Raw genomic sequence first — 25,090 nt, forward strand, 5'->3', positions numbered from 1 at the left:
GTCATGCGAATTCCCGACTCGGCCGAACTGCTGCCCGGCGCCGCCGATTCGCCTGTGGTGCTGCATGTTCCGCACTCCGCGCGCACGATTCCCGCCGCTGTCCGCGCGGAGCTGCTGCTCGATGACCGGGCTCTCGATCGTGAGCTCGACGCCATCACCGACGCCCATACCGCGCGACTGGCCGACGCGGCCGCACGCCTGTCGCCCACCCGGCCATGGCAATTCGTGAACCGGCTGTCCCGGCTGGTCGTCGACCCGGAGCGTTTTCCGGACGAGCGGGAGGAGATGCTCGCCGTCGGCATGGGCACGGTGTACACCGCCACCACGGACCGGATGCTGTTGCGGGCGGCGGATTTCGATCCCGCGTCGTTGCTGGACCGCTACTTCCACCCCTATGCGCAGGCCATGACGGATCTGGTCGCCGATCGCCTGTCGGCGACCGGTCGCGCGGTGATCATCGACGTCCACTCCTACCCGGCTGAGCCCCTGCCCTATGAGCTGCACGGTGATGCACCACGCCCGCCGATCTGCCTGGGCGCGAACGCCTTCCATACGCCGCCCGAACTGCTCACCCGTGCTGCCGGAGCCTTCGTTGATTTCGGTGGCGTCGGCGTCAACAGCCCGTTCGCGGGAACCTATGTGCCGCTGGACTTCTACGGCAGCGAACCTCGCGTCACCGCCCTGATGGTGGAGATCCGCCGCGACCTGTACCTGACCGAACCCGGCGGCCCGCCCGGCTCCGGAATCGATCGCCTGGCCGCCGCCCTGGCCGCGCTCATTGCCGATATCCGGTGACCGACTGCTTATCGAAATACTATCGACGACCTATCGGAATTCGTGCTAGCGTCACTTAGGTAATCCTAATTATGGAGGTTTCCTTTGGCGCGCACACGCATCACGCTGGTGGTCCAGAACACGATCCGACTGACCGATCACCTGATCCGGGTCCGGCTGGGTGGCCCCGGCTTCGCGTCCTTCCAGCCCAACGACCGCACCGACGCCTACGTCAAACTGGTCTTCCCCGGTGCCGGTGGCGACACCGTGCGCACCTACACTGTGCGCGAGGTGGATCGCGCCGCGCAGGAGCTCGCCATCGACTTCGTCTACCACGGTGACGAGGGTGTGGCCGGACCGTGGGCCGCCGCGGCCCAGCCGGGCGACACCATCGACCTGATGGGCCCGGGCGGCGCCTACGCCCCGCGTTCCGACGCCGACTGGCATCTGCTGGCCGGCGACGAATCCGCGCTCCCCGCCATTGCCGCGGCCTGTGAGTCGCTGCCCGCCGATGCGGTCGGACAAGTATTCGTGGAGGTCGCGGGTCCCGACGATGAGCTCGCCTTCGCGCACCCGGAGGGCGTGGAGCTGACCTGGATTCACCGCGGCGAGGACGACCCGGGAGTGCGCCTCGCCGCCGCCGTCCACTCCGCCCCCTGGCGTGACGGCCAGGCGCAGGTCTTCATCCACGGTGAAGCACAGGCCGTCATGCACGACCTCCGCCCCTACCTCCGCAAGGACCGCGGCGTCCCCGCCGAATGGGCATCCATCTCCGGTTACTGGCGGCGTGGCCGCACCGAAGAGGGCTTCCGCCGCTGGAAGTCCGAGCTCGCCGAACGCGAAAAGACCACGCCCGCAAGCATTTAGCCGGTCCGCTCCGCCCGGACGGGGTGCTGCCCGCAGCCGCCGCACAGATCTGCAGCGGGCCGCGGGCCGATCCCGAGCGTCCCTCAGCACAGAGACAACACCGCGCGGCTTGCTGTGGGAGGGATCGGACGAGTCCCTCGTCGATCAGCTCGAATCCGTTGGGGCGGACGATATGGCGCTGCCCGAGTACCCCACCACGCCAAGAGCATTCCCGAAACCCGAGCGGGTAGCGTCGATGATCATGACGACCCCATCCTCCCTGCGTGAACGCCTGCGCGCCGCGCTTCCCACGGCGATGAAGGCCCGCGATCGCAGTGCCACCGCGGCGCTTCGTTCGGCCCTGGGCGCCATCGACAATGCCGAAGCCGTGGACGGTTCCGATGTTCGTGCTGGCGCCATCGAATCCAGTGCCGTGGGGCTGGGTGCGGCCGAACGCGTCCGTCGCGACCTCACCGAATCCGATATCGCCGGCATCGTGCGCGCCGAGATCGACGACCGCCTCACTGCCGCACAGGAATACGATGCGCTCTCCGGTGGAGCCGACCGTGCCGCCTCGCTCCGCGCCGAGGCCGCCGCCCTCTCCGCTCACCTCGCGGATGACTGAGGGCGCGCGCCTCAGCGCGGCCGGATGGTTCCGATGTATCGGTGTGCGAACCAGCGCTGAATGAGCCGCACGATCGGTCCGCCGAGCCGGGTGTACCAGGCGCCCGGCTTCGAGAACGCGGCAATGACCCCGTGGACCGAGTCATCGGCGGGATCGTATTCGACGCAGAACAACTCCTCACCGCTCTCGGGATGGCCGGGCAGCGTCCCATAGGCGAACCCGCGCCGATGCGGCTCGTCGAGCACGTAGACGACCCGGCATGGCGCACTCACCCCGATCGGCCCCAGCCCGAGCCGCACCGTCAGTTCGGTCCCCGGCTCGGCGACCGGCGTGGTCGCATCCTGGAAGATCCCGGTACCGCGCTGCATCCCGTACCCGAGAATGTGTTCCGCCGCCTGCTCGAACAGCGCTCGGCCCGAACCGATGTGCCTGCGCAGCCGGAAATGGTCGTAGCCCGGCGGATATTCACCCGCGGTCGCGCCGACATCGGAGTACGTGAAGGGCGTGGAAGCGGGCTGCTGCGACATGGTCACCATCCTCGCTCGGTTTCGAAATTTACGTCCATGCGGCTACGGCGGGCTGCGATATCGCCCGTGAGGGGCTTCAGCCGGATCGGAGTGCGGTGGAGCAGCCCGAGCGGATCGAGGTATTCGCCGTCCCGCCGCGCACCCCAGTGCAGGCATGGAGAGCAGGGTGGGTGTCCGGCCTCCAGCAGCCCGATCGGTGTGCCGCGAGTCAGCCTGCGGCCCACGGGAATTGCCGCGGTGACCGGCTCGTAGGTCGTCCGGAGCCCGCCCGGATGGTCGATGGAGACAACCGGCTTGTCGGCCACGATTCCCGCGAAGACGACGATCCCGTCCCCGGCCGCGAGCACCACCTGACCCTGGTCACCCGCCAGATCCACCCCGCGATGCCCCGGTAACCAGTCGTGTTCGGGCTTGTCGAAGGCGCGTACCACCCCTGGCCGCGGCCGCAGCGGCCAGTCGAAATCGCCGCCGGGCGCTGGTGCACCGCCGGCGGCAGGCATGGCGGTGCACAGCCCGATCAGGCTCGTCGCGCACGCTCCGGCCACGACTCGGACGACCGTGCCGCCCGGACCATGCGCACGCGATGCGAGCCGAGATCTGGTGTGCAGTCCCGAGGAAGCGCCCGCGGCATTCGAAGCCGTCATGGACGGCACGGCCGAGACACCGGTGTGCCGGGTGGGAGGCGGTGGATCGTGTGGGGGTGAGGGCATGGGAATCAGACTGCTCCGTGGTGGGGCGGTGGGCGAGCGGGTGCGCGGCGAGTGTGGATGACACGACCGGTTGTGGACAGCGTGAATGTCAGTTGCGCGGTCGCGTCAGGGCGTAGTGGATCATCGGGCCGAGTACGCCGGGAACGGTTCCGAAAGGACGCATTCCCAGTCGTTCGACGACGGCTCGTGATGCGGTGTTGCCCTCGTCGATTTCGGCCAGGACTCGATCCAGCCCGAGCGTGTCGAAGGCGTAGTCCAGGACCACGGCTGCGGCCTCGCCTGCCAGGCCGCCGCCCCAGCAGGCCGGGGTCAGGCTGTACACGATCTCCAGGTCGGGACCGCCGTCGAGCTCGCGCAATCCGGCGGTGCCGAGCAGTGGCCCGCCGCTCCTTTCGCGGATTGCCCAGAGCCCGAAATTCGCGGTGGCGAAACTCTTTTCGGAATTCGTGATGATCCGCGTGATCTCACCGGGGGAGAGCATTTCGCCGTCGAACAGGAATTCGCGGCCGAGCGGGTCGTGCCACAGCGCCACGAGTTCGTCGCGATCGCTCGCGCACACCGGTGTGAGCGTCAGTCGCCCGGTTCGGAGCATTGCCCCACCGTAGGCCGCTGACCTGCGATTGCGCACCTGAGTAAGGCACACCCCCTGGGCCCGATTTCGGTCTGACGCGTTCGCTGCGTAAACTGATCCAGCGGTTTGCGAGAGCGCAGACCGACTTCGCGCGCCCACAGTGAGTGTCGCCGGCTGGTCCCCCTGATTCGTTTTCGGAGGGTTCCGGTGGCCGTGAGCGCCAGGGCAGGAATCGCCGATTCCTGTGTCAACCAGCAACGAGAGGAAGTTACGGAGCCATGGCTGTCGTAACAATGAAGCAGCTGCTCGATAGCGGCGCGCACTTCGGTCACCAGACCCGCCGGTGGAACCCGAAGATGAAGCGGTTCATCTTCACCGACCGCAACGGCATCTACATCATCGACCTGCAGCAGACGCTGACCTACATCGACAAGGCCTACGAGTTCGTCAAGGAGACCGTTGCCCACGGCGGCACCGTTCTCTTCGTCGGCACCAAGAAGCAGGCCCAGGAGTCGATCGCCTCCGAGGCGACCCGCGTTGGCATGCCCTACGTGAACCAGCGCTGGCTGGGCGGCATGCTCACCAACTTCTCGACCGTCCACAAGCGGCTGCAGCGCCTGAAGGAGCTGGAGTCGATGGAGCAGACCGGCGGTTTCGAGGGTCGCACCAAGAAGGAAATCCTCATGCTGACGCGTGAGAAGAACAAGCTGGAGCGCACCCTGGGCGGCATCCGGGACATGGCCAAGGTTCCCTCGGCCATCTGGGTTGTCGACACCAACAAGGAGCACATCGCCGTCGGTGAGGCTCGCAAGCTGAACATCCCGGTCATCGCGATCCTGGACACCAACTGCGACCCCGACCTGGTCGACTACCCGATCCCGGGCAACGACGACGCGATCCGTTCGGCCGCGCTGCTGACCAAGGTTGTCGCCTCCGCCGTCGCCGAGGGCGTGCAGGCTCGTGCCGCGCGTGCCACCGGCGATGCGAAGCCCGAGGCCGGCGCCGGCGAGCCGCTCGCCGAGTGGGAGCAGGAGCTGCTGGCTCAGGCCACCCCGGCCGCCGAGCCGGAGACCGCGGCCGAGGCCGAGCTGAAGGAAGACCCGGCCACCAAGACCCCGGCCGACTTCTGATTTCCAGCCGCGAGGCATCTGTTCACCTTGCCGACCGCTCATGTTCCATGACGGTCGGCAAGGTGTGACCCCCACAGACTTTCACTCACAAAGGGAGGCTCGCCCGAGATGGCGAACTACACCGCCGCCGATGTGAAGCGGCTCCGCGAGCTCACCGGCTCCGGCATGATGGACTGCAAGAAGGCCCTCGAGGAGAACGCGGGCGACTTCGACAAGGCCGTCGAGTTCCTGCGCATCAAGGGCGCCAAGGATGTCGGCAAGCGCGCCGAGCGCGCCACCGCCGAGGGTCTGGTCGTCGCGCAGGACGGCGTCCTGATCGAGATCAACTCCGAGACCGACTTCGTCGCCAAGAACCAGGAGTTCCAGGACGTCGCGAATGCCATCGTGGCCGCCGCCGCGAAGGCCCGCCCGGCCGACCTGGACGCCCTGAAGGCCGTCGAGGTCGACGGCAAGACCGCCGACCAGGTGCTGCAGGAGCTGGCCGCCAAGATCGGCGAGAAGCTCGAGCTGCGCCGCGTCGCCACGTTCGACGGCACCACCACCGTCTACCTGCACAAGCGTGCCACCGACCTGCCGCCCGCCGTGGGCGTGCTGGTCGAGTACACCGGTTCCGATGCCGACGCCGCTCGCGCTGCCGGCATGCAGGTCGCGGCCCTCAAGGCCAAGTACCTGACCCGCGAGGACGTCCCGGCCGAGTTCGTCGCCAAGGAGCGCGAGATCGCCGAGGCCACCGCCAAGGAAGAGGGCAAGCCGGAGGCCGCGCTGCCGAAGATCGTCGAGGGTCGCGTCAACGGCTTCTACAAGGACGTCGTCCTGCTGGAGCAGGCGTCGGTCACCGAGTCCAAGAAGACCGTCAAGCAGCAGCTGGACGAGGCCGGTGTCACCATCACCCGCTTCGCCCGCTTCGAGGTCGGTCAGGCGTAATCGCCTGAAGCATCGAAAAGGCCCCTCGCTCATCGGATTCCGATGAGCGAGGGGCCTTTTCCGTTGCACGGTTCCACTGCTAGTGGAGACCGGGGTTGCAGCTGACGCCGCCTCTCCACACGTGGCCGAGGATCCTGGGCCCGCTACCGGTGGCGTTGGCCGGCGTCGGGGTTGCGCCGGTCCCGTCGCCGAGGCTGATCGGCTCGGCGGTGGCTGGGGTGAGGAGAACGTCGGCCACGGCGGGGCCCGCGACGGTGACGAGGGCCGCCGCGAGAAACGACTTTGTTTTAAATGGGATTGAGCGCCCCCTGTTTCTGGGCAATGCTTCCCGGGGCCGGGTGTCAGGTGGGTCGGTTCTGTAGCGCCGTCAGCTGGTGGATGTCGTGCTTCAGGCGTAGCTCGGAGATGGCCTCGGTGGTTGCCGAACCGGACAGGAGCAGGTCGCTCAGCTCGGCGAGGTACTTCTCGTGCCCGGCCGGGGTGACCATGAAAAGCATTCTGGCGGTGGTGGTTCCGGGATTGTGGAAGGCGTGGGGGCAGCCCGCGGGCACGTACATGAAGCTGCCCGGGCCGCCGCGGTAGACGGGCGTGCCGTCGGCGGCCTGCCAGGTGAGCCAGTCGCCCACGGCCTCGGCTTCCGGGTGGAAGGCCAGCAGGTCGAGTTCGCCGTCGACGATGTAGAAGATCTCCTCGGCGTGCCCGTGCCAGTGGGCGCCGACATCGAAACCGGGCGGGACCTCGGCCTCGAAGGCGGACCAGGCATCGGAGTGGTCGGCCCCGACCTTGAGGGTCATGGTGGGCTGCACCTGCTCGCCCGCACCGGGTGGCAGCAGCAGTCCGTCGGCGGCCAGCAGTCCGTCGGTCATGGTGTGCTCCTCAGAGGGTCCAGTCGGTGGCGGTCAGCCAGGCGTCGAGGGTCATCAGGTCGGGGAGGGCCGTGCGCAGGGCGGGCACGTCGATGGCCGGGGCGGGGCGGGAGTTGAAGAAGGCGAACATCTTTCCCACCTGCTCGTCGAAGGCGCGGATCTGCTCGACGGGGACCTGGACGGTCCGCGGGGCCAATCCGGCTGCGCGCGAGAGGGTTTCGGCGATCTGCGTGGGCGTCGGGATGTCGCCGGCGAGGTCCAGGGTGCGGCCCAGGAACTCGGCGGGGCGGTCGAAGGCCAGGGCGGCGAAGCGGCCGATATCGCGGATGGCGATGAGCGGCATGGGCAGGTCCGGCGGCACCGGCAGGGCCAGGACCAGGTGGTTTCCGTCGCGGGACGGCCGGTTGTAGGTGGCGAAATTGTCCATGAACGACACCGGCCGCAGCACGGTCGCGGGCAGTCCGAGGGCGCGGATGTGGTCCTCGATGTGCTCCTTGGCGTCGTAGTACTCGATGCCGGAGCCCGCTCCGACCCCGTGCAGCGAGCTGTAGACCAGGTGTGCGACACCGGCTTTGGCGGCCAGGTCGGCCACCGCTTTCCCACGTCGCTCCTCGTCGGCGACGGCGGCCAGGCTGATGTGGACGCCGTCCATCATGGTCAGCATGAGGAAGACGCCGTGTACGCCGTCCATGGCCGTCCGCAGCGATTCCTCGTCGTCCAGGTCGCCGACGGTGAGCTCGGCCCCCGCGTCCCGTAGCCGGCGGGCCTGCGGTGCGTCCGGATTCCGGACGAAGGCGCGGACGGGCCGGCCCCGCTCCAGCAGTGCGGTGGCGGTGGCGCTGCCTTGCCGCCCGGTTGCTCCGACGACCAGTACCGGTCCGTTGTCTGCGCTCATCTCCAGCTCCCGTCGCGTCGATCTCGATTCGACGGTAGGAAGCCGCGCGCGGGCTTGTCCTGGTGGCGATAATGCTAGGCAGGTCTCTGTACAGGGGGACGGCCGAATGGTAAGCGGCAACGGCACTTCCGGCTCGCATCACGTCTCCGCCCGGCACGCGCAGCTGGGCGAGTTCCTGCGGGCGCAGCGGGCCCGGTTGCAGCCGGGGGACGTGGGCCTGGTGCCGTACGGCGATCCGGCGCGGCGGCGCACGCCCGGATTGCGGCGGGAGGAGGTCGCCGAGCTGTCGGGGGTGGGGGTGACCTGGTACACGTGGCTGGAGCAGGGGCGCGAGGTGGCGGCCAGCCGGCAGGTCATCGACGCCCTGGCCCGCACCCTCCGGCTGGATCCCGATCAGCATCGCCACCTGCGATTTCTGGCCGGTCTCGCGGAGCCGGAGGACGCCGAGCCGGAGGCCGACCGGGCTCGGCTGCAGCGCCTGGTGGACGCCGTCATGCCCAGTCCGGCCAGCGTGTACGACGCCGGATTCGACTATCTGGTCTGGAATCGGGCCTATGTGCTGGTCCGTGACGATCCCCTCGCCCTGCCGCCGGAACGCCGCAATCTGCTCTGGATGATGTTCACCGAGAACGCGAATCGCATGCGCATGGCCCATTGGGAGCGTGCGGCGCGCGCGGTGGTCAGTCAGGTGCGCGATGCCGTGGGCCGCCGCCCCGACGATCCCCGCCTGGCCGCCCTGGTGTCGGAATTGTCCGTTGTCAGCCCCGACTTCCGTCGCTGGTGGTCGGAGTATCCGGTGCGCCGATTCCGGCCCGCCACCATAACCGTGCGTCATCCGCAGGCCGGGCCGATCGAACTCGAAGTATTCCAATTGCGCCCGGTCGAGTACCCGAACCTGCTGATGGTGGTGCAGGCCCCCGCCACGCCGGTCGCCGGCGAGCGAATCGCTGCGGTCCTGGCGGCCGGGCAAATCGGGTAAACGTCACGAATCGGTAGGCTGTATCGAGGGTCGGGTCACGCTCGCCACCCGTCGTGAGGCAGGATAGATAGAGCTTTGTTGCCGTCCCGTGCAATTCATCGTCCGGGATGGTCTTTTCATGTGCGTGCGCACGCTCGACCGCCGAGACAAGGAGACCGATGACGGATCCGGATACCGCCCCCGATCGCAAGGGCTACCGCCGAGTGCTCCTCAAGCTCGGTGGCGAGATGTTCGGCGGTGGTCGGGTGGGTCTCGATCCCGATGTGGTGCAGGCGGTCGCGGAGCAGATCGCCGAGGTCGTCGAGACCGGTGTCCAGGTGGCGGTCGTCATCGGCGGCGGCAACTTCTTCCGCGGCGCCGAGCTCGAGGAGCGCGGTATGGAGCGGGCCCGCTCGGACTACATGGGCATGCTCGGTACCGTCATGAATTCCCTTGCGCTGCAGGACTTCCTGCAGAAGCAGGGCATCGACACCCGGGTGCAGACCGCTATCACGATGGGGCAGGTCGCCGAGCCGTACCTGCCGCTGCGCGCCAAACGGCATCTGGAGAAGGGCCGCGTCGTGATCTTCGGCGCGGGCATGGGCATGCCCTACTTCTCCACCGACACCACCGCCGCTCAGCGCGCACTGGAGATCGGTGCCGAGGTGGTCCTGATGGCCAAGGCCGTGGACGGCGTCTTCACCGCGGATCCGCGGGAGGACCCCGACGCCACCATGTTCACCGAGATCACCCACAAGGAGGCGTTGGAGCGCGGCCTGAAGGTCGCCGATGCCACCGCTTTCAGCCTGTGTATGGACAACCAGATGCCCATGCTGGTGTTCAATCTGTTGACCAAGGGAAATATCGCCCGCGCGGTCGCCGGTGAGAAGATCGGCACGCTGGTCCGGTCATGACCGAGACAAGAACGATGACGCAGTGGAGGAATCGCCGTGATTGAAGAAGCGCTCTTCGACGCCGAGGAAAAAATGGAGAAGGCCGTCTCGGTGGTGAAGGACGATCTGGGCTCCATTCGGACCGGGCGCGCGAATCCCAGCATGTTCTCGCGAGTGGTGGTCGACTACTACGGTTCGCCGACGCCGATCACCCAGATGGCCTCCATCACGGTGCCCGAGCCGCGCATGCTCGTCATCAAGCCCTACGAGCAGGCCCAGCTGCAGCCGATCGAGACCGCGATCCGCAACTCGGACCTCGGGGTGAACCCGACCAACAATGGCGACATCATTCGGGTCAGCGTCCCGCAGCTCACCGAGGAGCGCCGCCGGGAAATGGTGAAGCAGGCCAAGTCCAAGGGCGAGGACGCCAAGATCTCGATCCGCAATGTCCGCCGCAAGGCGATGGACGAGCTCGGCCGCATCCAGAAGGACGGCGAGGCCGGCGAGGACGAGGTCGGCCGCGCCGAGAAGGAACTCGACAAGACCACGCAGAAGTACGTCGCGCACGTCGACGAACTGGTGAAGCACAAGGAAGCTGAGCTCCTCGAGGTCTAGGACGGCCGACGCCGGCCGGGGGCAGGGACGAACGGACGACAAGTGAGCGACGGGACAATCGTGGCCGAAGAGACTGCCGCCACCGGCGAGATGCCGGAGGACGCCAGCACACCGCCGGCGGCGGGCGCGGGGTCGGCAGGGCCGGGAAATGACGAGGGGAAGCCGCCCGCGTCGAAGGCGGGCCGCAACCTGCCGGCGGCGCTGGCGGTCGGATTCGGGCTGGGGTTGTCCCTCATCGCGATTCTGCTGTGGGCGCCCAAGGTGCTGATCGGCGTGATCGCGGTGGCGGTCGCGGTGGCCACCTGGGAGGTGGCCAAGCGGCTGCGCGAGGCCGATGTGCTGGTGCCGCGGATTCCGCTGCTGGTCGGCGGGCAGGCGGTGGTGTGGCTGGCCTGGCCGTCCGGGCCGCAGGGGGTGTTGGGCGCCTTCGGCGCGACCACACTGACGATCATGGTGTGGCGGCTGTTCGACCACGGCCTGCGGGCCACGCCGCGAAACTACCTGCGCGACACCGCGATCGCGGTGTTCGTGCTGGCCTGGATTCCGCTGCTGGCGGCCTTCGCGGTGCTGATGCTGCAGGAGGACGAGGGCAACCTGCGGGTGCTCACCTTCATGATCCTGGTGGTCTGCTCGGATGTGGGCGGCTATGTGGCCGGTGTGCTGTTCGGCAAGCACCCGATGGTGCCGCACATCAGCCCGAAGAAGTCCTGGGAGGGCTTCGGTGGATCGCTGGTGTTCTGCGTGATCGGCGGCCTGCTGACAGTGACGCTGTTGCTGCAGGCGAACTCGATGATCGGCGTGCTGCTCGGGGTGGGCCTGGTGCTGGTGGCGACCAGCGGCGACCTGATCGAATCGCAGGTCAAGCGGGAGCTCGGGATCAAGGACATGGGCACGCTGCTGCCCGGCCACGGCGGGATCATGGATCGTCTGGATTCCATGCTGCCGTCGGCCTTCGTGGCCTGGCTGGTGCTCACCGCGCTGCTCTGACGCGTCGAAACGGTTGCCGCTCAGAATGTTTCGGTGGTTCAATGCAGGGGCGCTGACGCGGCAGCGGTGACAGGGGGGCGACCATGGGCGACATCAAGCAGATCGAGCTGCCCGACGGCACGATCATCAATGCCCGGGTCACCTCCGACGCGGGCGAGCAGGCCGGTGGTGACGCCGGCCTCGGCGACTACTTCAAAATCGAGAAGTTCGGTGACACCGTCAAGGGGGTCGCCGCCTCGGTGCACCAGAGCGTGTCCGGTCTGCGGGCCGACAAGGTCGCGGTCGAATTCGGACTCGAGCTGTCATTCGACTCCCGCGGTGTGATGGCCGTGCTGGCTTCGGGTGGGGCGAAGGCGTCGGTGAAGATCAAACTCGACTGGGATCTGGATGCGCGCGATGCGGGGGACCAGGCGGCGGGGTGAGGCCGGGTGCCGGCGCACGATGAGATAGCCAAGCTGCTGAAAAGCGCCACCGCCGAGGTGGTTCCGATTCCGGCGCGGCCGGATGGGAAGTCGCTCGGCACGGCGTTCCGGGTGGCTCCCGGCTACGCGGTCACCGCTGCGCACGTAATCCGAACCGTAGGCGCGCGAGTCGAGCTCCGCTTCGAGGACGGAACGAGCGTGGCCGAAGTCGAGGTCGCGGACCCGGCTCCGCCGGAGAGCAATCGCTGGGACTTCGACGATCATGCCGTGCTCCGCATCGTCGAACCCGAGCTGGTGGAAGCGGTCCCCTGTGTGTTGCTGGGCGAACCGGTGCCCGAGCCCGGCGACAAGCTGCTCATCTGCGCCTACAACCCGGGCTATGTCGCCGACTTCGTGGAGAATTACCGCGATTGTGTTGTGCGGGAACCGCATCCACCGAAGTTCTGCACCATTGATGGGGATCGTGCGGTGATCCAGGGCATGTCGGGTGGGCCGGTGTGGTCGATGCGGCAGGGCTGCGTCTTCGGATTGGTCAAGGGGAGCGAGAGTTTCACCGCACCCCAGGGTGGCGCGGTGGTGCTGCTGCTGGATGGCCTGCGCCGGCTGTGCTCACCCGAGCTCTATCAGCAGATCGTCACCGCACACGACATGTATCACAGCGACCACCAGCTGTGGACGGACTGGTTGTCCGGTGGTTCCGGCGCCGTGCGGCGCAGGATGATCGACCTGCATGGTCTGCTCGCCCAGATCCCACCCGGTACCGGTCGACTCGCCCCGGAAGAGCTGGTCAATCAGCTTTTCCGCGACTTCGTCAGGCCGCGCGACGCGAAGCGCTATGCGACGCTTCGCGACTTGGTCGAGTTCCTGGGAACAGAGTTCCCGCGGCCGAACGAGGCCCTGGCGCGTTTCTGCATCGTGGTTCCCCATTTCCTGCCCGAGCTCGACATGACGGTTGCCGAAGAACTGCGGCGCATCAAAGGGCGGATGCTCGCAAAGCCCGTGCTCGACGAGCTCGAGCAATTCCTGCTGGCGCAGCTGCCGGACACCGCGGTGCGCACGACCCTTTTCGGGGTGATTCAGCCCGCCCCAGGGCCGAAAATCGAGGGGCGGCCCCCGTCGTTCCGCTATGAGGTACACCGGAGATTCGACGACCAGGAAATACTCCAGGTCGAGGATGAAAAGTGCGAGAATGCCGGCGAATACGCTACGGTCAAGCAGGATTTGAAAGCGGCGCTCGATCGCCAGTTGAGTAAAACACGGGCAGCGACCCAGTCGGTCGAAATCGTTGTCGCGCTGCCCGATGATTTCTTGACCGAGGAACCGCTGTACGAATGGAAGCGACCGGCGGATGCGCGCCCGTTCAGCAAATACGTGATGCGATTGCGTCGGAGTTGTACCTGGGAGAAGGACGACGAGAAGATCGTCGAGGTCGAGGAGCGTTATCGGCGACTGCTGCGGCAGTCGTCCGGCGGATTGGTATGGATCTGCTGCTCCGATCCTCGTGCCCAGGAGCTGGGTTCATTGCAGGAACTTTTCGTCTACGACTCCGATGATCCGGGGCCGCACGACAGTCTGGCGATCACCGAACCACCCACAGTGCACGCGCTGGAGGCATCCCGCAGCAACGCCCTGCCGGTGACCCTCTGGCGCACCGAGCGCTGCCCCGACCATCCTGCTGGGTTGCACTGTGGCGGGGCGATGTTCCGGGCGGAGCTGACCACGCGTCTGCAGGGCGAGTCGCCGTCGGACTGGCACTTCGCGGTGTGGCGCGAGCAGCATCGGATGCAACCCTCCGTCCAGCGAGATCAGTTCTGGCGCAAGATCGTTTTCCTGTTCGACAAGCCGGGGGAGAGCCGTCGCCGGCCGCCGCTGGCGGGTCCGCGGATGGCATGAGGGAGTGGGGATGACAGCACCCAATTGGCATGTGTTCCATGGTTCGGGGGAGCCGCGGCGGGACGGCTGGGATGCCGTGCCGCCGCCGATGCTCGCGCGCACCTTCTCCGGTGCGCCGCTGGTGCCGCCGCCCCGGGAGCGGGCGGATCAGCCCGATCAGATCCGGCGCAAGCTCGGCGCGGGCGACATCGGCGCGCATCAGTTGCGGCCCGACGATCTGGATGTCATCAACGCCGCGCTGCTGTGCCGCAGACCGTTGCTGGTCACGGGCGCACCGGGTTTGGGGAAATCCTCGCTGGCCTATCTCATCGCCCGCGAGCTGGCGCTGGGACCGGTGCTGACCTGGCCGATCACCAGCCGCAGCACGCTGCGCGAGGGGCTCTACCACTACGATGCCCTGCGGCGCTTCGAAGAGGCGCAGCTGCCGGACGCGGGGCGGGTGGAGCTGGCCGACTACATCACGCTCGGACCGCTGGGTACCGCGCTGCTGCCGTACCGGCGGCCGCGGGTGCTGTTGATCGACGAAATCGACAAGGCCGATGTCGATCTGCCCAACGACCTGCTGCACGTCTTCGAGAACGGCGAGTACCAGATCGACGAATTGCGCCGAATTCGGGCGCAGCGCGGGACAGTTGACGTTTTCACCCACGAGGGCCGGGAACAAGTCTCGATCTCCGAGGGTTTCGTGCAGTGCAACGCATTCCCGATCGTGATCTTGACGAGCAATGGGGAGCGTGAATTCCCGCCCGCCTTCCTGCGCCGCTGTTTGCAACTCCAGTTGGCGAAACCCGAACGCGCGCAATTGGAGCGCGTGGTCGCCGCGCATCTGGGAGACTCGGTGGTGCGGGAATATGAGGAGATTATCGAGACTTTCATCAGACGACGAGATGATCTGGGAACACTACCGACCGATCGGCTTTTGATCGCTCTGCATGTTCTCACCCGGGCCGCCGGCGACGATCTGAACCAGGAGGGACGGAAACGGCTGGCGGAGCGTCTGATGCAGCCGACGGAGAGCGGGGGCTGAGGTGGGAAGCCTGTCCGAACTGCTGGAGGCTTTGCGCGGGCTGGAGATGGACCCCGACCAGGTCGCCGAGGCGCTGTGGCTCGCCAAGCACATCGAGGATCAGCCCGCGGCCGCGACACCGTCGCCTCCGCCGCCGACCGAAGCGCCTGAGGCCGAACCCATTTCGCCGATTCCGGCCACGTCGCCGCCGGACCTGCCGGTGGCGCCCCGGGCCGCGCCCGCCGCGTCACCCGGCCGCACCTACGGCTGGCCCTTCCGCGCGGAGATCGAGGTCTCCGCACCCGCACCGCTGGATTCGGAGCTGCGGCTGCTGGGCGAATTCCGCCCGCTCGGACAACGACTCCCCGATCCCGACCAGCGCGAGTTCGACGAGGACGCGACGGTGCAGCGCAGCGCGAGCACGGGCGTGGCCTGGCCGGTCACCCGGCCGGCACTGGTGCGCCGGCGCGAGGCCGCGCTGGTGTTCGACCGGCATCCGTCCATGGTCGCCTGGGGCGGTTTGGCCCGCGCGGTGCGGGAGCTGGTGGAGAAGGTCGGGTTTCGCCAGGTGCGGGTCTGGTATCTGGACGAGGACGCCGAGGGTGCGCTCCGATTGGCCACGGGCGCACGGGAACCCGCGGACCGGGCGCTGTCGGAGCTCTACGACGCCTCGGGCAGCCGGGTGATCATGGTCTTCAGCGCTTGCCTGGGTGACGCGTGGCAGTGGGGCACGGCCGCGGCGGAACTGCAGCAGCTGTCCAAGGTGTCCCCGGTGGCGGTCATCCAGCCGCTGCCCAGCAGCATCTGGAGTAGGACCGGTCTGAACTGGGAGCAGGGCCGAATAACTCCGGTGATCCTCAACTGTCCTTCGCCCCTGCGCGTGGTCGCGCCGGCGGGTTCCGGCCCGATGCCCGTTCCGGTGCTGGAGATGACGCCGGGCTGGATCGCGCCCTGGACCGACCTGCTCACCGGCCGCCGCCGGGCCGCCGGTTTCCCGCTGCTGAGCAGCCCGGCGAGCGATCCGGACCGCTCGCGCACGCTCGCCGCCCGGCAGAACGCCGAACTCGGGAATCGTCCGCTGGAACGGGTGCGACGCTTCCGTTCGGCCTCCTCGCCGGACGCCTTCCGCCTGGCCGCCAGCCTGGCGCAGGTGCCGCTGCTGCTGCCGATCATGCGGCTCGTACAGCGGGCGGTGCTGCCCGGCACCCGAGCGACCGTGCTGGCCGAGGTGCTGGCGGGCGGCCTGATCGAGGAGGCCACCGAGACCTCCGCGCCGCCCTACACGATTCCCGAGGACAGCCGGGTGTTCGTCTTCCGGCAGGAGGTCGCGGCCATCCTGCGGGACGCCCTGCCGCGCAGCGAGGCGACCGGCGTGCTGAATGCCGTGTCGCAATTCATCGAGACGCATTACGACGTGCCCGGAAAAGTCTTCCGGGCCACCGTTTCCGAGCCGTCCTCCGGCGGTGGCGCGCCTTTCGCCTATCTGTCTCCGGAAACGCTGCGGCGCATTGCCCCGAGCTTTCCCGATCCGCCCACCGAACCGCCCGACGAGGACGACCGTCGCCGCTATGACGCGGTGCTGAGCGATGCCGTGGCAACCGTCGCGCTGGACGATCCGGATCTCGCGCTCACCCGCTGCCGGTACGCGCTGGCCTCGGTCCCGATGGGGTATGCGCCGCGAATCACGGTGCTGCACAGCATGACAAGGCTCTTGCGCGTCCGCTGGGAGCGATTCGGCGACACCTCGGATCTGGACGAGGCGATCGCGGTGGCGAAGACCGCGCTCACCGAAATGCCGGACGCGGAGGACGATCCGGAATTCGTGGCCGAACTCGGCGGGTTGCTGTTCCGGCGGTATTCGGCGGTCGGCGGGGTGGACTTCCTCATCGACTCGACCCGAGTGCTCCGCATTGCCGTGGAGGCCATGGAACCGCACGGCCGGCTCGGCGTCCAGGTCTCCGACCAACTCGGGGACGCCCTGGTGCTGCGCTGCGAGGTGGCCGCCGAACCGCTGTACGCGTGGGAGGCGATCGACCGATATCGGGTGGCCGCCGAGGGCGCCGACGAGTCGCGCGGGCCGGTGCTGTTGCTCAAACTGGCGCGCGCACGGCTGGATGTCGTGGTGCTGTCCGCCTATCCGGACCCCACGGTGGTGGAGCAGCTGCTCGAAGATTTCCGTTATGCCGCACCGCAATTGACTGATGCCGGGATCGAACTGAGCGAGGCGACGCGCGAATTCGTGCGGCGGGTCGAGTCGGGCGCGGCCACCGGCCGGTTGGAAACCAGCTTGATGCACCGCCTGGTCGGTATCCTGCGGTCGGCCCTGCCCGGCCTGATGGACGTGGTGGCCGAGCCCGGATCGGCACTGTCGGCGGTGCGGGCTCTGCTGGAACTGGCACCGCCGGAAGCGGAGCCCGGCGCTCGATGACGGAGGCGGCACCCGACGGCGATCACACTGGGCGCGGGCGGGTCCGGCGGGACCGAGGGCTGTCGGAGGTCCAGGAGTCAGTTGATTGCTCAATTTCCAAGGCGCTACCGGCAATTGGAGGTTTCGGTTATGTTGAAATCAGCCGCCGGTGTCAACAGAAGGTGGGCGGATCGCATGTTCGGCGGCGTCTGGTCGCGACACCGGAAACGGTCGGATCCGCCCGGGGGAGGTTGTGCGATGGAGCCTGAGACGGCGCGTGGTATTCCCGATTTATCCGATATTTCGCTGGATGTGCTGGCTCGTTCCGACCGGCCGGATATCGGGCAGGCGCTGCGGATCGCCCTGGCGCGCAGGGCATCCGCCGGGATCATCTTCGCAGGGCACAGCGCCGGTGGCGCATGAATCGGCACAGCGCCGGTGGCGCATGAATCAGCACAGCGCGGGTGGCATATGAAGGGGCGCAGCGCGGGTGGCGCATGACAGCGCGGCGGGTCGGGTCATGAGGTCCCGATTGGGCTGCGGCACAGAGCAGCTGGCGACCCTGACGGTACCGGCGGACCAGATCGACGCTCTGGCACGGCTGTCCGACGCGCCGGGCACCCTGGGCCTGCTGCAGCGATCCCACCTCAGCCGGAACCTGGCCTTCCTGGCCGCCATCGTCCGCGCACCCGTGGCCGATGACTCTGTGCGCACCGCATTCGAGCTGCTCGCCGATATGCAGCGCAAGCATCCGGACCCGGTGCGGGATACCCTGCAGCACCCGCGATTCGGGGCCTGGGCCGCGGTGTGCGGCGCGGCGCTCGCGGCCGGCGGGGCGGAACAGGGCGCCGATGCGGTGCCCGCCGCGCACCTGGCCTCGTTCGCCGCGGCGGCCGCGATCCGGACGGGGACGCCGTTCGACCTGTGTTTGCCGGCGAGCGGGGACGCCGTCGTGGTGCCGGGACTGGGCTGCTGGACCGGCCCGGCCGCGGACCCTGCCCGGGTGCGTTCCACCGGTTCGACGACGCCACCCGAGATCGGACAGCCGTGGACATCGGTGCGGCGGTTGGCTGCTCGCCTACCGGACGGTGTGGTCACCGTGGAGTTCGACGACCTGCCGCCGACACCCGCGGCCTGGCCGGACCTCGCGCCCGCCGATCCGCGGCATCGGTGGCAGCCCTCCCCGGAGTCCGAATTCGACGGCTGGCGGCGATTGTTCGAACCCGCGCTGGAACTGCTCCGGCGGACCGTGCCCGAGCTGGCAGGACCGCTGTGCCGGGGCATGCGGGCGATCATGCCGCGGTCGCAGGGTTCGTCCAGTTTCGTCAGCTCCACGCTGGCCGACTCCTTCGGCGCGGCCGCCATGGTGCTGCCGCCGGACGATCTGGCCGCCGCGACCGCACTGCTGCACGAATTCCAGCACTCGAAGCTGTGCGCGCTGATGGAGGTCGTGCCGCTCATCGCCGTCGAGGGCGCGGCCGATCTACCCTCGCCGTGGCGCCGGGAGCCGCGGCCGGCCAGCGCTGTCCTGCACGGCATCTACGCGCATCTCGCGGTGGTGCGACTGCATGCCCGGGCGGCCCGGCAGCAGGGCTACCACGTCGACGGCGTCCTGGTGCGCGAGCAAACCCTCGACGCCTGCGACACCCTGCTGCACTCGGACCGGTTGACCCCGACCGGCCACCGCTTCGTCCAGCTCATGCGACACACCGCGCTTCACGACGGCCGCACCGCGGCCACGAACCGGCGAACGGAGTAGAGACCCTTGGCATCGATTCCGCCGCAACAGCTTCCGGCCGACCCGCCGATCGTGGTTGTGCACGCGCCCGAGGACGCGGTCTGGGGGCTGTGGATTCAGCAGGTGTGCGCGGGCGTCGGCCTCGACGTCCGCACCCGGCGGCTGAACGGGACCGATCCCGCCGAGCGTGCCGGCACGGTGGTGCTGGTGGTCAGCGTGAACTTCGTCCGGGCGGCCGGGTTCTCGCACCGGGATTGGGCGCGGCTGGCCGACCGGGCGGGCGTGCTCGCCGTCCTGGTCGGAGCCGCCGACGTGCCGGCCGACGCGGACCGCATACCGGTGGTCAACCTCCGCGTGCTGCCCAGCGCGCAGCAGGCACGGGCGCGAGTCCTGAACGCGCTCGGCCACACGGCTTCCGAGACCGTGCCGGAGACCCTGCGGCAGGCCGGTCGATTGCAGGTGCGCTACCCCCGGGAGCAGATGTACCCCGGGTATCAATCCATGACCACGCCCCAGTACCAGGCGGATTGGTTCTTCGGCCGCGAGCAGGAGATGGAGGACATCCGCGCCCGGCTGGACGCCGACAATGTCGTGGTGTTGACCGGCCGGCCCGGCAGCGGCAAGACCTGGCTGGCCGCCGCCTACGTGCACCGCTTCCGGTCGCAATACGATCTGATCGCCTGGATCCCCGGCGAGAACGGCGCGGTGCTGCGCGCCGAGCTGGGCAAGCTGGCCGAGCCGCTCGGCCTGCCGGACTCGCTGCCGCGCGAGACCCTGCACCTGGATGTGGTGCAGGCGCTGCGGACCCGCGGCAAGCGCTATCTGATCATCTACGACAATGTGACGCCGGACCGGTACCGGGCCGCGGGCGAGCGTTTTCCCTTGCCGCGCAAGCCCGCACGCCTGTCCGAGGTGATCCCGTGGGACGGTCCCGGTCATGTGCTGCTGACGTCGAAGGCCCGCGATTGGGATGAGCCGCAGCCGATCACGGTGCCGCGCTTCTCGGAGCAGGAGGGCATCGACTTCCTGCAGCGGCACGTCCGGTCGCTCCCGGACGATCTGGCCAAGGGACTGAGCGCGGCCGTCGACGGCAGCCCGGTGCTGCTGAACGCGCTCGCGCACCGTGGGGCGGGCGGCGCCGACGTCATCGACGAGACCTTCGTGCGCTCGGTGGCCGACAAACCGTTCCCGGTGCTGGCGGACGGGTTGTACCGGCAGGCGGCCCTCATCTTCGGCGGTGTGGTGCAGCCGCTGATCGAATCCCCGGTGGGCAGTGACGAATGGGCGGCCGGGCGGCTGCTGCAATTGCTCACCGCGTTCCAGGAGGGCCAGCCGATCCCGTTGGCACTGTTGATCTCCCAGCTACCGGGCACCGAGCGGCGACCGGGGCGCAGGCTGCCCGCGCCACTGCGGGACGCGCTGATCGCCGAACACCGCCGCCGGAATGTGCTCACCCTCGCGACCCGGGATTCGGTGGCCGACGTGTGCCGCGATCCGTTCACCGATCGCGGGCAGGCGCTGAAGATCCATGCTGTGCCCTGGCACGGCATCCGGGACTATCTGGGCGCACCCGTCGTCGAGGAGAACCGGCACATCGTGCACGGCATGCTCTGCGATGCCGACCCACAGCGCACGGATCTCCCCGCGCTCTGGCAGCGATACCTGTGGCTGTGGCAGCAGCTCGACATCTCCGCGGCGCTGACCTGCCGGCAGGTGGGCGATCCGCACGGTACCTGTGCGCAGCTGCCCGCGCTGATCCAGCATGTGGTGGACGCGCTGGGAGTGCAGGGCGAACTGACCGCCGCCGCGGGGCTCGGCCTGCGGGCCGCGGAAAGCTACTCGGAGCTGCTGGGTCCCGATGACATCGGGGTGGTCCGCATCCGGGTCGTCACCGGAAATGCCCTGTGGCAGCTGGGCCGTTCGGCCGAGGCCCGCGATGTGGCGGCGGCGGCCCGGGCCGGAGTGGAACGGCAGCGCGAGCGGTATCCGGAGGAACACGTGTGGTCCAGCGATCTGCTGGCCGCCTGCATGCGCACGTCGGGGGACTGGGCCGGAGCGGTCGAGGTCAACGAGGAGTCGTTCCGGTGGGCGCGAGATCATCTGGGCGACAGTCATATCGAGACCATTCGCGCCGAGCACAATCTGGCCGTGGCCTACCGGATGGTCGGCCGCTTCGCCGATGCCATGGACGCCGATGTCGCGAACTACGACCGGTTCCGCAATGACCCGCTGCTGGCCTCGGAAACGGTCCTGAAATTGCACTGCGTCAACAATGTTGCGCGCAACCACCGCGAACTGGGCGACGTCGAGGCGTCCGTGGTGCTGCAGGAGCAGGTGCTGCGGGATTTCGTCGAGCTGTTCGAGAATCCGCGGCAGCAGCACATTCTGCGGGCTCGCAAGAACCTCGCCCTGTCCTACCGCAAGTCCGGGCGGTACGCACAGGCGCTCGAGATGCAGCGCGCGGCGTTGGCCGACTGTGTCGAGGTGTACGGAGCGGAACATCCCGAATCCGTCTCCGCCCGAACGAATGTCGCCAATGACCACCGGATGACCGGGGATCTCGGTGAGGCGTTGCGGCACGCGGCCGACGCGTACCGGACCTGCCGGGCGGTGCGGCCGGATCATCCGTACACCGCCGCGTGCGCCGTCAACCACGCGGCGGCGCTGCGGGCGCTCCGGCGGTATGACGAAGCGCTGCAGGCGGATCTGGAAGGTGTGCGGATCTTCCTGGACCGGTTGGGGCCCGATCATCCATACACCCTCGCCGCCCAGACCGGCGCGGCCTCGGATCTGGCCGGACTGGGGCGTACGGCCGAGGCCGCCGAACTCGGGGCCGACACGCTGGCGCGGCTGCGGCGGGCGCGCGGAGGCTGGCATCCCTACACCCTGCAGTGCGCGCTCAACCTCAGCCTGGATTGGCGTGCACTGGGCCGCATCGAGGCCGCGGACAACCTGGAACAGGACACCCTGGAGGCCTACGCGGCCACCCTCGGCCCCGATCATCCGGAATCACAGGCGGCCGCCGCCCGGATCCGGGGCACCTGTGACGTGGAGCCGCCGCCCATGTGACGGCGCTTACTGTGAGGAACGCGATTCCCCCGGACGGCGTCCGCCCGGCGGGGGATGGGACACTGGAACGGTTATGACTACCCCCTTGCCCCTCGTTTTCGACGCCCCTCGTCGCGGCATGCCACCGCGGCATCTCGCCGACCTCGATTCACAGGAGCGCAAGACGGTGGTCGAGGGGCTCGGCCTGCCGAAGTTCCGCGCCGACCAGATCGCGCGCCAGTACTACGGACGGCTGGTCGCCGACCCGGCCCGGATGACCGATCTGCCGGAGGCCATGCGGTCCACCGTCGCCGAGGCGCTGTTCCCGCCGCTGCTCACCGAGGTCCGCCACGTCGTCTGTGACGAGGGCACCACCCGCAAGACGCTGTGGCGCGCCGGTGACGGGACTCTGCTCGAGAGCGTGCTCATGCGCTATACCGACCGCAACACCCTGTGCATCTCCAGCCAGGCGGGCTGCGGCATGGCGTGCCCCTTCTGCGCCACCGGCCAGGGCGGCCTGAACCGCAACCTGTCCACCGCCGAAATCGTCGACCAGGTCCGCGCCGCCGCGGCCGCCCTGCGCGACGGTGAGGTCGCCGGCGGCCCCGGCCGCCTGTCCAACATCGTGTTCATGGGCATGGGCGAGCCGCTGGCCAACTACAAGCGCGTGGTGAACGCGGTGCGCCGCATCACCTCTCCGGCTCCCGACGGCCTGGGCATCTCCCAGCGCAATGTGGTGGTCTCGACCGTCGGCCTGGCTCCCGCGATTCGCAAGCTCGCCGACGAGGACCTCTCGGTGACTTTGGCCGTCTCCCTGCACACTCCCGACGATGAACTCCGAGACACCTTGGTGCCGGTCAATAATCGCTGGCCGATTGCCGAAGTTCTCGATGCCGCCAGGTATTACGCCGACAAGTCCGGCCGCCGCGTATCGATCGAGTACGCCCTGATCCGAGACATCAACGACCAGCCCTGGCGGGCGGACATGCTTGGTTCGAAGTTGCACAAGGCGCTGGGTTCGCGGGTGCACGTAAATCTGATCCCGCTGAATCCGACACCGGGTTCGAAGTGGGATGCGTCGCCGAAAGCTGTTGAACGCGAGTTTGTTCAGCGGGTGCAGGCGCAGGGCGTGCCGTGTACGGTGCGGGATACGCGGGGGCAGGAGATCGCAGCGGCGTGCGGCCAACTTGCCGCCGAGGGATAGCCCTGGATCGGCGGCTGTGCTCGGTCGCCGGCGGATCGTGGAGATGGACGGCTGGGACCGCGACGTGATCGATCTGTTCGGTCCCGGGTGCATCGAGTTTCGGGCGAGCGGCACAGGGGAGCGAACCGAACACACTTGCGGCCGCATAGGCCGGAGTGCAGACAGAGATCTTGGTGGCCGACAGACAGTTTCGGCGGTGTAGCGGTTCGTCACACCGAATCCGAGAACGCGTCCGGCGGTACCCGAGCGCCGGTCTGGGGGGTCGTGCCGGTCCAGTGGGCGGTCTCCTGTTCGGCCCACTGGGCCCAGCGGAGCAGGAGCTCGTTCTGTTCGCGCAGGAAGCGAGCGCTCAACGCGATGACCGGGAGCCGGTCGGGGTAGGGGCCGCCGGTCTGCTCGAATTCGGCCATCCGGTCGGCGACGGCGGCCATCCGGATCTCGGCCTCGACCCTGATCCGGGCTATGTTGGCGCGAAGCTGGTCGAGGTCACCGTGGTCGGCGAACGCCACCTTGAGCAGGCCCTCGAACTCCAGGACCGGACCGGCTCCGGGCACGTCCAGCCACTCCCGCAACGTCTGCCGCCCTGCCTCGGTGATCTCGTACACCGTGCTCCTGCGGCGGCCGGTGAACTCGGCGCGGCTCACCGCCAGGCCGTGCTGCACCAGCTTCTTGGGCTCGTCGTAGAGGACGCTGCCCGCGCGTGGCCACATCGCGCGCAGGCTCCGGTCCATCTGCTGTTTGAGCTCGTAGGTCGTCCACGGACGGACGGCCAGCAGGGACAGGATCGCATACGAAGTGGTAGTCAGCGCCATACCTTGTCACAATACTCCGTTCCGGAGTATTGTAATGCTCTGTTTCGGAGTATTGGAGTGAGTCTTGTCCCCTCAGATCACCGGCATTTCCCACCTGTCGCTGTCGGTCAGCGACCGCGACGCCAGCGTCGCCTGGTACGGCGACCTCCTCGGATTCCAGCCGATCACTACGCTCGACTGCGACGACTTCCTGGAGACCATCTGCATGGACTCCAAGGGCACCGTTCTCGCGTTCCAGCAGCACCTCGAGGGCGGCTCGGATTACCGCCCGAGCCAAAGAGGGCTGGATCACCTGGCGTTCGGGGTGGACAGCTCGGCCGCGCTCGAGGAGTGGTCCACGTTCCTGGACGAACGTGGCGTCACCTGGTCGCCGGTGGCCGACACGCCGTTCGGCAAGGTTCTGTGCTTCCGCGACCCCGACGGCCTGCAGCTCGAGCTGTTCGCCATGGCCGGGACCTAACCTTCGCGGCCATCGAGCAACGCTGGGCCATCCCCACAGCAGAGCATTCTCATGTATCTCGCTTCGGCGTGCCGACTGCAGCGTTGACCGACCTCGATGCGGAACTGCGCTGGCAGCGTGATGTGCCGGTACCAGGCGTCGTAGCGGCGGACCTGGTACCGGTCGAGCCCGATCTCGGTTTTCGCGGTCTGGAAACAGTCCTCGACCGACCAGCGGGCACCGGCGACCCGGATGAGATCCTCGCCGCTGGTGCCGATCGGGGCGCCTTCCGCAGTAGGCCTTGTCGGCAGTGACCCAGCGAGCGGGCACACCGGCATCCAGTGGACGGGCCAGCATCCTTTGTGCCAGAACCTGTTTCGTGGCGAAGTCGACCTCGTCGGGCACCCCCGCCTCCCGGCAGCGGTCCCGATCGGTGGTCCACGACTTCGGCAGATACAACTCCCCGTCGATCAGCGTGCCGCCCTTCGCGGTCGTGTACGCACAGAACACGCCCAGCGGACAGTTCTTCACCCGACCGGCGGCTGCCGAGTATTGTCGTTGCACCCCAGCGGATTTCACTCCCTTTGTCGGGAATCCGGTCTCGTCGACAACAAGCACACCGTCCGCATCGCCCAGGTGCTCGACGGCCTACGCGCGCGTCGTCGCGGACTCCGTCGACGTCCCACGCCGCCTTGTTGAGTAGCCGCTGCATTCCATTCGGTGTCAGATCGTCCGCGGCTTCAGCCAAGGTCCAGCCTTTCTTCCCCGCCAGCGCCAGCAGGCCTCGCACATGGCACATG

General features: G+C 68.3%; 24 protein-coding genes and 1 pseudogene. 18 read left to right on the plus strand and 7 right to left on the minus strand.

Annotated features, from left to right (window positions below; translation table 11 throughout):
• Window positions 1-3: 3 nt before the first annotated feature.
• The 3 genes from ABZ909_RS11110 to ABZ909_RS11120 all read left to right on the plus strand — a co-directional run bounded on the left by ABZ909_RS11110 (window position 4) and on the right by ABZ909_RS11120 (window position 2,245).
• Window positions 4-795 carry an N-formylglutamate amidohydrolase gene (locus ABZ909_RS11110; RefSeq protein ID WP_356997782.1) on the plus strand — a complete coding sequence of 264 codons (792 nt, stop codon included), beginning with the start codon at window positions 4-6 and terminating at the stop codon, window positions 793-795.
• Window positions 796-879: 84 nt separating this feature from the next.
• The gene (locus ABZ909_RS11115; protein WP_356997784.1) at window positions 880-1,641 is read left to right on the plus strand and encodes a siderophore-interacting protein; all 762 of its coding nucleotides are present in this window, start codon (window positions 880-882) and stop codon (window positions 1,639-1,641) included.
• A 241-nt stretch (window positions 1,642-1,882) separates the two neighbouring features.
• Window positions 1,883-2,245 (plus strand): hypothetical protein, encoded by a 363-nt coding sequence (locus ABZ909_RS11120; protein WP_356997785.1) that lies wholly within the window; start codon window positions 1,883-1,885, stop codon window positions 2,243-2,245.
• A gap of 11 nt (window positions 2,246-2,256) precedes the next feature.
• On the opposite strand, the gene ABZ909_RS11125 is transcribed toward ABZ909_RS11120, so the two are convergent.
• From ABZ909_RS11125 to ABZ909_RS11135, 3 genes are all read right to left on the minus strand, one after another.
• Window positions 2,257-2,772, minus strand: a complete 516-nt coding sequence (locus ABZ909_RS11125) for a DUF1990 domain-containing protein (RefSeq protein ID WP_356997786.1) — start codon at window positions 2,770-2,772, stop codon at window positions 2,257-2,259.
• A gap of 2 nt (window positions 2,773-2,774) precedes the next feature.
• A complete protein-coding gene (locus tag ABZ909_RS11130; protein WP_356997923.1) occupies window positions 2,775-3,272 on the minus strand; it encodes a M23 family metallopeptidase in 498 nt (165 codons plus the stop codon).
• Window positions 3,273-3,570: 298 nt separating this feature from the next.
• Window positions 3,571-4,074: a GNAT family N-acetyltransferase gene (locus ABZ909_RS11135; RefSeq protein ID WP_356997788.1), complete on the minus strand. Its 504-nt coding sequence runs from the start codon at window positions 4,072-4,074 to the stop codon at window positions 3,571-3,573.
• Between the two features lie 257 nt (window positions 4,075-4,331).
• On the opposite strand from ABZ909_RS11135, the gene rpsB reads away from it, so the two are divergent.
• Window positions 4,332-5,183: a 30S ribosomal protein S2 gene (rpsB, locus tag ABZ909_RS11140; protein ID WP_356997790.1), complete on the plus strand. Its 852-nt coding sequence runs from the start codon at window positions 4,332-4,334 to the stop codon at window positions 5,181-5,183.
• Window positions 5,184-5,291: 108 nt separating this feature from the next.
• Window positions 5,292-6,107: a translation elongation factor Ts gene (gene tsf, locus ABZ909_RS11145; protein ID WP_356997791.1), complete on the plus strand. Its 816-nt coding sequence runs from the start codon at window positions 5,292-5,294 to the stop codon at window positions 6,105-6,107.
• Window positions 6,108-6,448: 341 nt separating this feature from the next.
• Here the strand turns inward: tsf and ABZ909_RS11150 are convergent, their stop codons facing one another.
• Both ABZ909_RS11150 and ABZ909_RS11155 read right to left on the minus strand, forming a co-directional pair.
• Window positions 6,449-6,973, minus strand: a complete 525-nt coding sequence (locus ABZ909_RS11150; RefSeq protein WP_356997793.1) for a cupin domain-containing protein — start codon at window positions 6,971-6,973, stop codon at window positions 6,449-6,451.
• A 10-nt stretch (window positions 6,974-6,983) separates the two neighbouring features.
• Window positions 6,984-7,868, minus strand: a complete 885-nt coding sequence (locus ABZ909_RS11155) for an NmrA/HSCARG family protein (protein ID WP_356997795.1) — start codon at window positions 7,866-7,868, stop codon at window positions 6,984-6,986.
• A 106-nt stretch (window positions 7,869-7,974) separates the two neighbouring features.
• On the opposite strand from ABZ909_RS11155, the gene ABZ909_RS11160 reads away from it, so the two are divergent.
• The 12 genes from ABZ909_RS11160 to rlmN all read left to right on the plus strand — a co-directional run bounded on the left by ABZ909_RS11160 (window position 7,975) and on the right by rlmN (window position 23,039).
• Complete coding sequence (locus ABZ909_RS11160) at window positions 7,975-8,847, plus strand: helix-turn-helix transcriptional regulator (protein WP_356997797.1); 873 nt, start codon at window positions 7,975-7,977, stop codon at window positions 8,845-8,847.
• 158 nt (window positions 8,848-9,005) lie between these two features.
• Complete coding sequence (gene pyrH, locus ABZ909_RS11165) at window positions 9,006-9,740, plus strand: UMP kinase (RefSeq protein WP_040859803.1); 735 nt, start codon at window positions 9,006-9,008, stop codon at window positions 9,738-9,740.
• Between the two features lie 36 nt (window positions 9,741-9,776).
• A complete protein-coding gene (gene frr / locus ABZ909_RS11170) occupies window positions 9,777-10,334 on the plus strand; it encodes a ribosome recycling factor (protein ID WP_356997798.1) in 558 nt (185 codons plus the stop codon).
• Between the two features lie 90 nt (window positions 10,335-10,424).
• Window positions 10,425-11,321 carry a phosphatidate cytidylyltransferase gene (locus ABZ909_RS11175; protein ID WP_356997925.1) on the plus strand — a complete coding sequence of 299 codons (897 nt, stop codon included), beginning with the start codon at window positions 10,425-10,427 and terminating at the stop codon, window positions 11,319-11,321.
• 83 nt (window positions 11,322-11,404) lie between these two features.
• Window positions 11,405-11,743, plus strand: a complete 339-nt coding sequence (locus ABZ909_RS11180) for a CU044_2847 family protein (protein ID WP_356997800.1) — start codon at window positions 11,405-11,407, stop codon at window positions 11,741-11,743.
• Window positions 11,744-11,800: 57 nt separating this feature from the next.
• Complete coding sequence (locus tag ABZ909_RS11185; protein WP_356997927.1) at window positions 11,801-13,636, plus strand: serine protease; 1,836 nt, start codon at window positions 11,801-11,803, stop codon at window positions 13,634-13,636.
• A gap of 10 nt (window positions 13,637-13,646) precedes the next feature.
• Complete coding sequence (locus tag ABZ909_RS11190; RefSeq protein ID WP_356997802.1) at window positions 13,647-14,663, plus strand: MoxR family ATPase; 1,017 nt, start codon at window positions 13,647-13,649, stop codon at window positions 14,661-14,663.
• Window position 14,664: 1 nt separating this feature from the next.
• The gene (locus tag ABZ909_RS11195; RefSeq protein ID WP_356997804.1) at window positions 14,665-17,070 is read left to right on the plus strand and encodes an SAV_2336 N-terminal domain-related protein; all 2,406 of its coding nucleotides are present in this window, start codon (window positions 14,665-14,667) and stop codon (window positions 17,068-17,070) included.
• A 237-nt stretch (window positions 17,071-17,307) separates the two neighbouring features.
• Complete coding sequence (locus ABZ909_RS11200; protein ID WP_356997805.1) at window positions 17,308-17,472, plus strand: hypothetical protein; 165 nt, start codon at window positions 17,308-17,310, stop codon at window positions 17,470-17,472.
• Window positions 17,473-17,569: 97 nt separating this feature from the next.
• Entirely contained in the window at window positions 17,570-18,808 is a 1,239-nt protein-coding gene (locus ABZ909_RS11205; protein WP_356997806.1) for an HEXXH motif-containing putative peptide modification protein, read from the plus strand.
• A 6-nt stretch (window positions 18,809-18,814) separates the two neighbouring features.
• The gene (fxsT, locus tag ABZ909_RS11210; protein WP_356997807.1) at window positions 18,815-21,856 is read left to right on the plus strand and encodes an FxSxx-COOH system tetratricopeptide repeat protein; all 3,042 of its coding nucleotides are present in this window, start codon (window positions 18,815-18,817) and stop codon (window positions 21,854-21,856) included.
• A gap of 73 nt (window positions 21,857-21,929) precedes the next feature.
• Window positions 21,930-23,039, plus strand: a complete 1,110-nt coding sequence (gene rlmN, locus ABZ909_RS11215; protein WP_356997808.1) for a 23S rRNA (adenine(2503)-C(2))-methyltransferase RlmN — start codon at window positions 21,930-21,932, stop codon at window positions 23,037-23,039.
• 209 nt (window positions 23,040-23,248) lie between these two features.
• Here rlmN and ABZ909_RS11220 read toward each other — a convergent pair whose 3' ends face one another.
• Complete coding sequence (locus ABZ909_RS11220) at window positions 23,249-23,851, minus strand: PadR family transcriptional regulator (protein ID WP_356997809.1); 603 nt, start codon at window positions 23,849-23,851, stop codon at window positions 23,249-23,251.
• Window positions 23,852-23,915: 64 nt separating this feature from the next.
• Here ABZ909_RS11220 and ABZ909_RS11225 point away from each other — a divergent pair, with 64 nt between their 5' ends.
• Entirely contained in the window at window positions 23,916-24,311 is a 396-nt protein-coding gene (locus tag ABZ909_RS11225; RefSeq protein WP_356997810.1) for a VOC family protein, read from the plus strand.
• Between the two features lie 113 nt (window positions 24,312-24,424).
• Here the strand turns inward: ABZ909_RS11225 and ABZ909_RS11230 are convergent.
• Window positions 24,425-25,083: pseudogene (locus tag ABZ909_RS11230) on the minus strand (transposase); the annotation flags it as partial.
• Window positions 25,084-25,090 lie beyond the last annotated feature (7 nt).

The organism is Nocardia sp. NPDC046763 (assembly GCF_040645495.1).
Lineage (GTDB): Bacteria > Actinomycetota > Actinomycetes > Mycobacteriales > Mycobacteriaceae > Nocardia.

What these genes read in the sequence shown, in the direction of transcription:
- ABZ909_RS11110 (WP_356997782.1), top strand. Translation starts at nt 4, where the DNA reads ATGCGAATTCCCGACTCGGCCGAACTGCTGCCCGGCGCCGCCGATTCG.
- ABZ909_RS11120 (WP_356997785.1), top strand. Translation starts at nt 1,883, where the DNA reads ATGACGACCCCATCCTCCCTGCGTGAACGCCTGCGCGCCGCGCTTCCC.
- ABZ909_RS11125 (WP_356997786.1), bottom strand. Translation starts at nt 2,772, where the DNA reads ATGTCGCAGCAGCCCGCTTCCACGCCCTTCACGTACTCCGATGTCGGC.
- ABZ909_RS11130 (WP_356997923.1), bottom strand. Translation starts at nt 3,272, where the DNA reads ATGCCTGCCGCCGGCGGTGCACCAGCGCCCGGCGGCGATTTCGACTGG.
- ABZ909_RS11135 (WP_356997788.1), bottom strand. Translation starts at nt 4,074, where the DNA reads ATGCTCCGAACCGGGCGACTGACGCTCACACCGGTGTGCGCGAGCGAT.
- rpsB (WP_356997790.1), top strand. Translation starts at nt 4,332, where the DNA reads ATGGCTGTCGTAACAATGAAGCAGCTGCTCGATAGCGGCGCGCACTTC.
- tsf (WP_356997791.1), top strand. Translation starts at nt 5,292, where the DNA reads ATGGCGAACTACACCGCCGCCGATGTGAAGCGGCTCCGCGAGCTCACC.
- ABZ909_RS11150 (WP_356997793.1), bottom strand. Translation starts at nt 6,973, where the DNA reads ATGACCGACGGACTGCTGGCCGCCGACGGACTGCTGCTGCCACCCGGT.
- ABZ909_RS11155 (WP_356997795.1), bottom strand. Translation starts at nt 7,868, where the DNA reads ATGAGCGCAGACAACGGACCGGTACTGGTCGTCGGAGCAACCGGGCGG.
- ABZ909_RS11160 (WP_356997797.1), top strand. Translation starts at nt 7,975, where the DNA reads ATGGTAAGCGGCAACGGCACTTCCGGCTCGCATCACGTCTCCGCCCGG.
- pyrH (WP_040859803.1), top strand. Translation starts at nt 9,006, where the DNA reads ATGACGGATCCGGATACCGCCCCCGATCGCAAGGGCTACCGCCGAGTG.
- ABZ909_RS11175 (WP_356997925.1), top strand. Translation starts at nt 10,425, where the DNA reads ATGCCGGAGGACGCCAGCACACCGCCGGCGGCGGGCGCGGGGTCGGCA.
- ABZ909_RS11180 (WP_356997800.1), top strand. Translation starts at nt 11,405, where the DNA reads ATGGGCGACATCAAGCAGATCGAGCTGCCCGACGGCACGATCATCAAT.
- ABZ909_RS11190 (WP_356997802.1), top strand. Translation starts at nt 13,647, where the DNA reads ATGACAGCACCCAATTGGCATGTGTTCCATGGTTCGGGGGAGCCGCGG.
- ABZ909_RS11200 (WP_356997805.1), top strand. Translation starts at nt 17,308, where the DNA reads ATGGAGCCTGAGACGGCGCGTGGTATTCCCGATTTATCCGATATTTCG.
- ABZ909_RS11205 (WP_356997806.1), top strand. Translation starts at nt 17,570, where the DNA reads ATGAGGTCCCGATTGGGCTGCGGCACAGAGCAGCTGGCGACCCTGACG.
- rlmN (WP_356997808.1), top strand. Translation starts at nt 21,930, where the DNA reads ATGACTACCCCCTTGCCCCTCGTTTTCGACGCCCCTCGTCGCGGCATG.
- ABZ909_RS11220 (WP_356997809.1), bottom strand. Translation starts at nt 23,851, where the DNA reads ATGGCGCTGACTACCACTTCGTATGCGATCCTGTCCCTGCTGGCCGTC.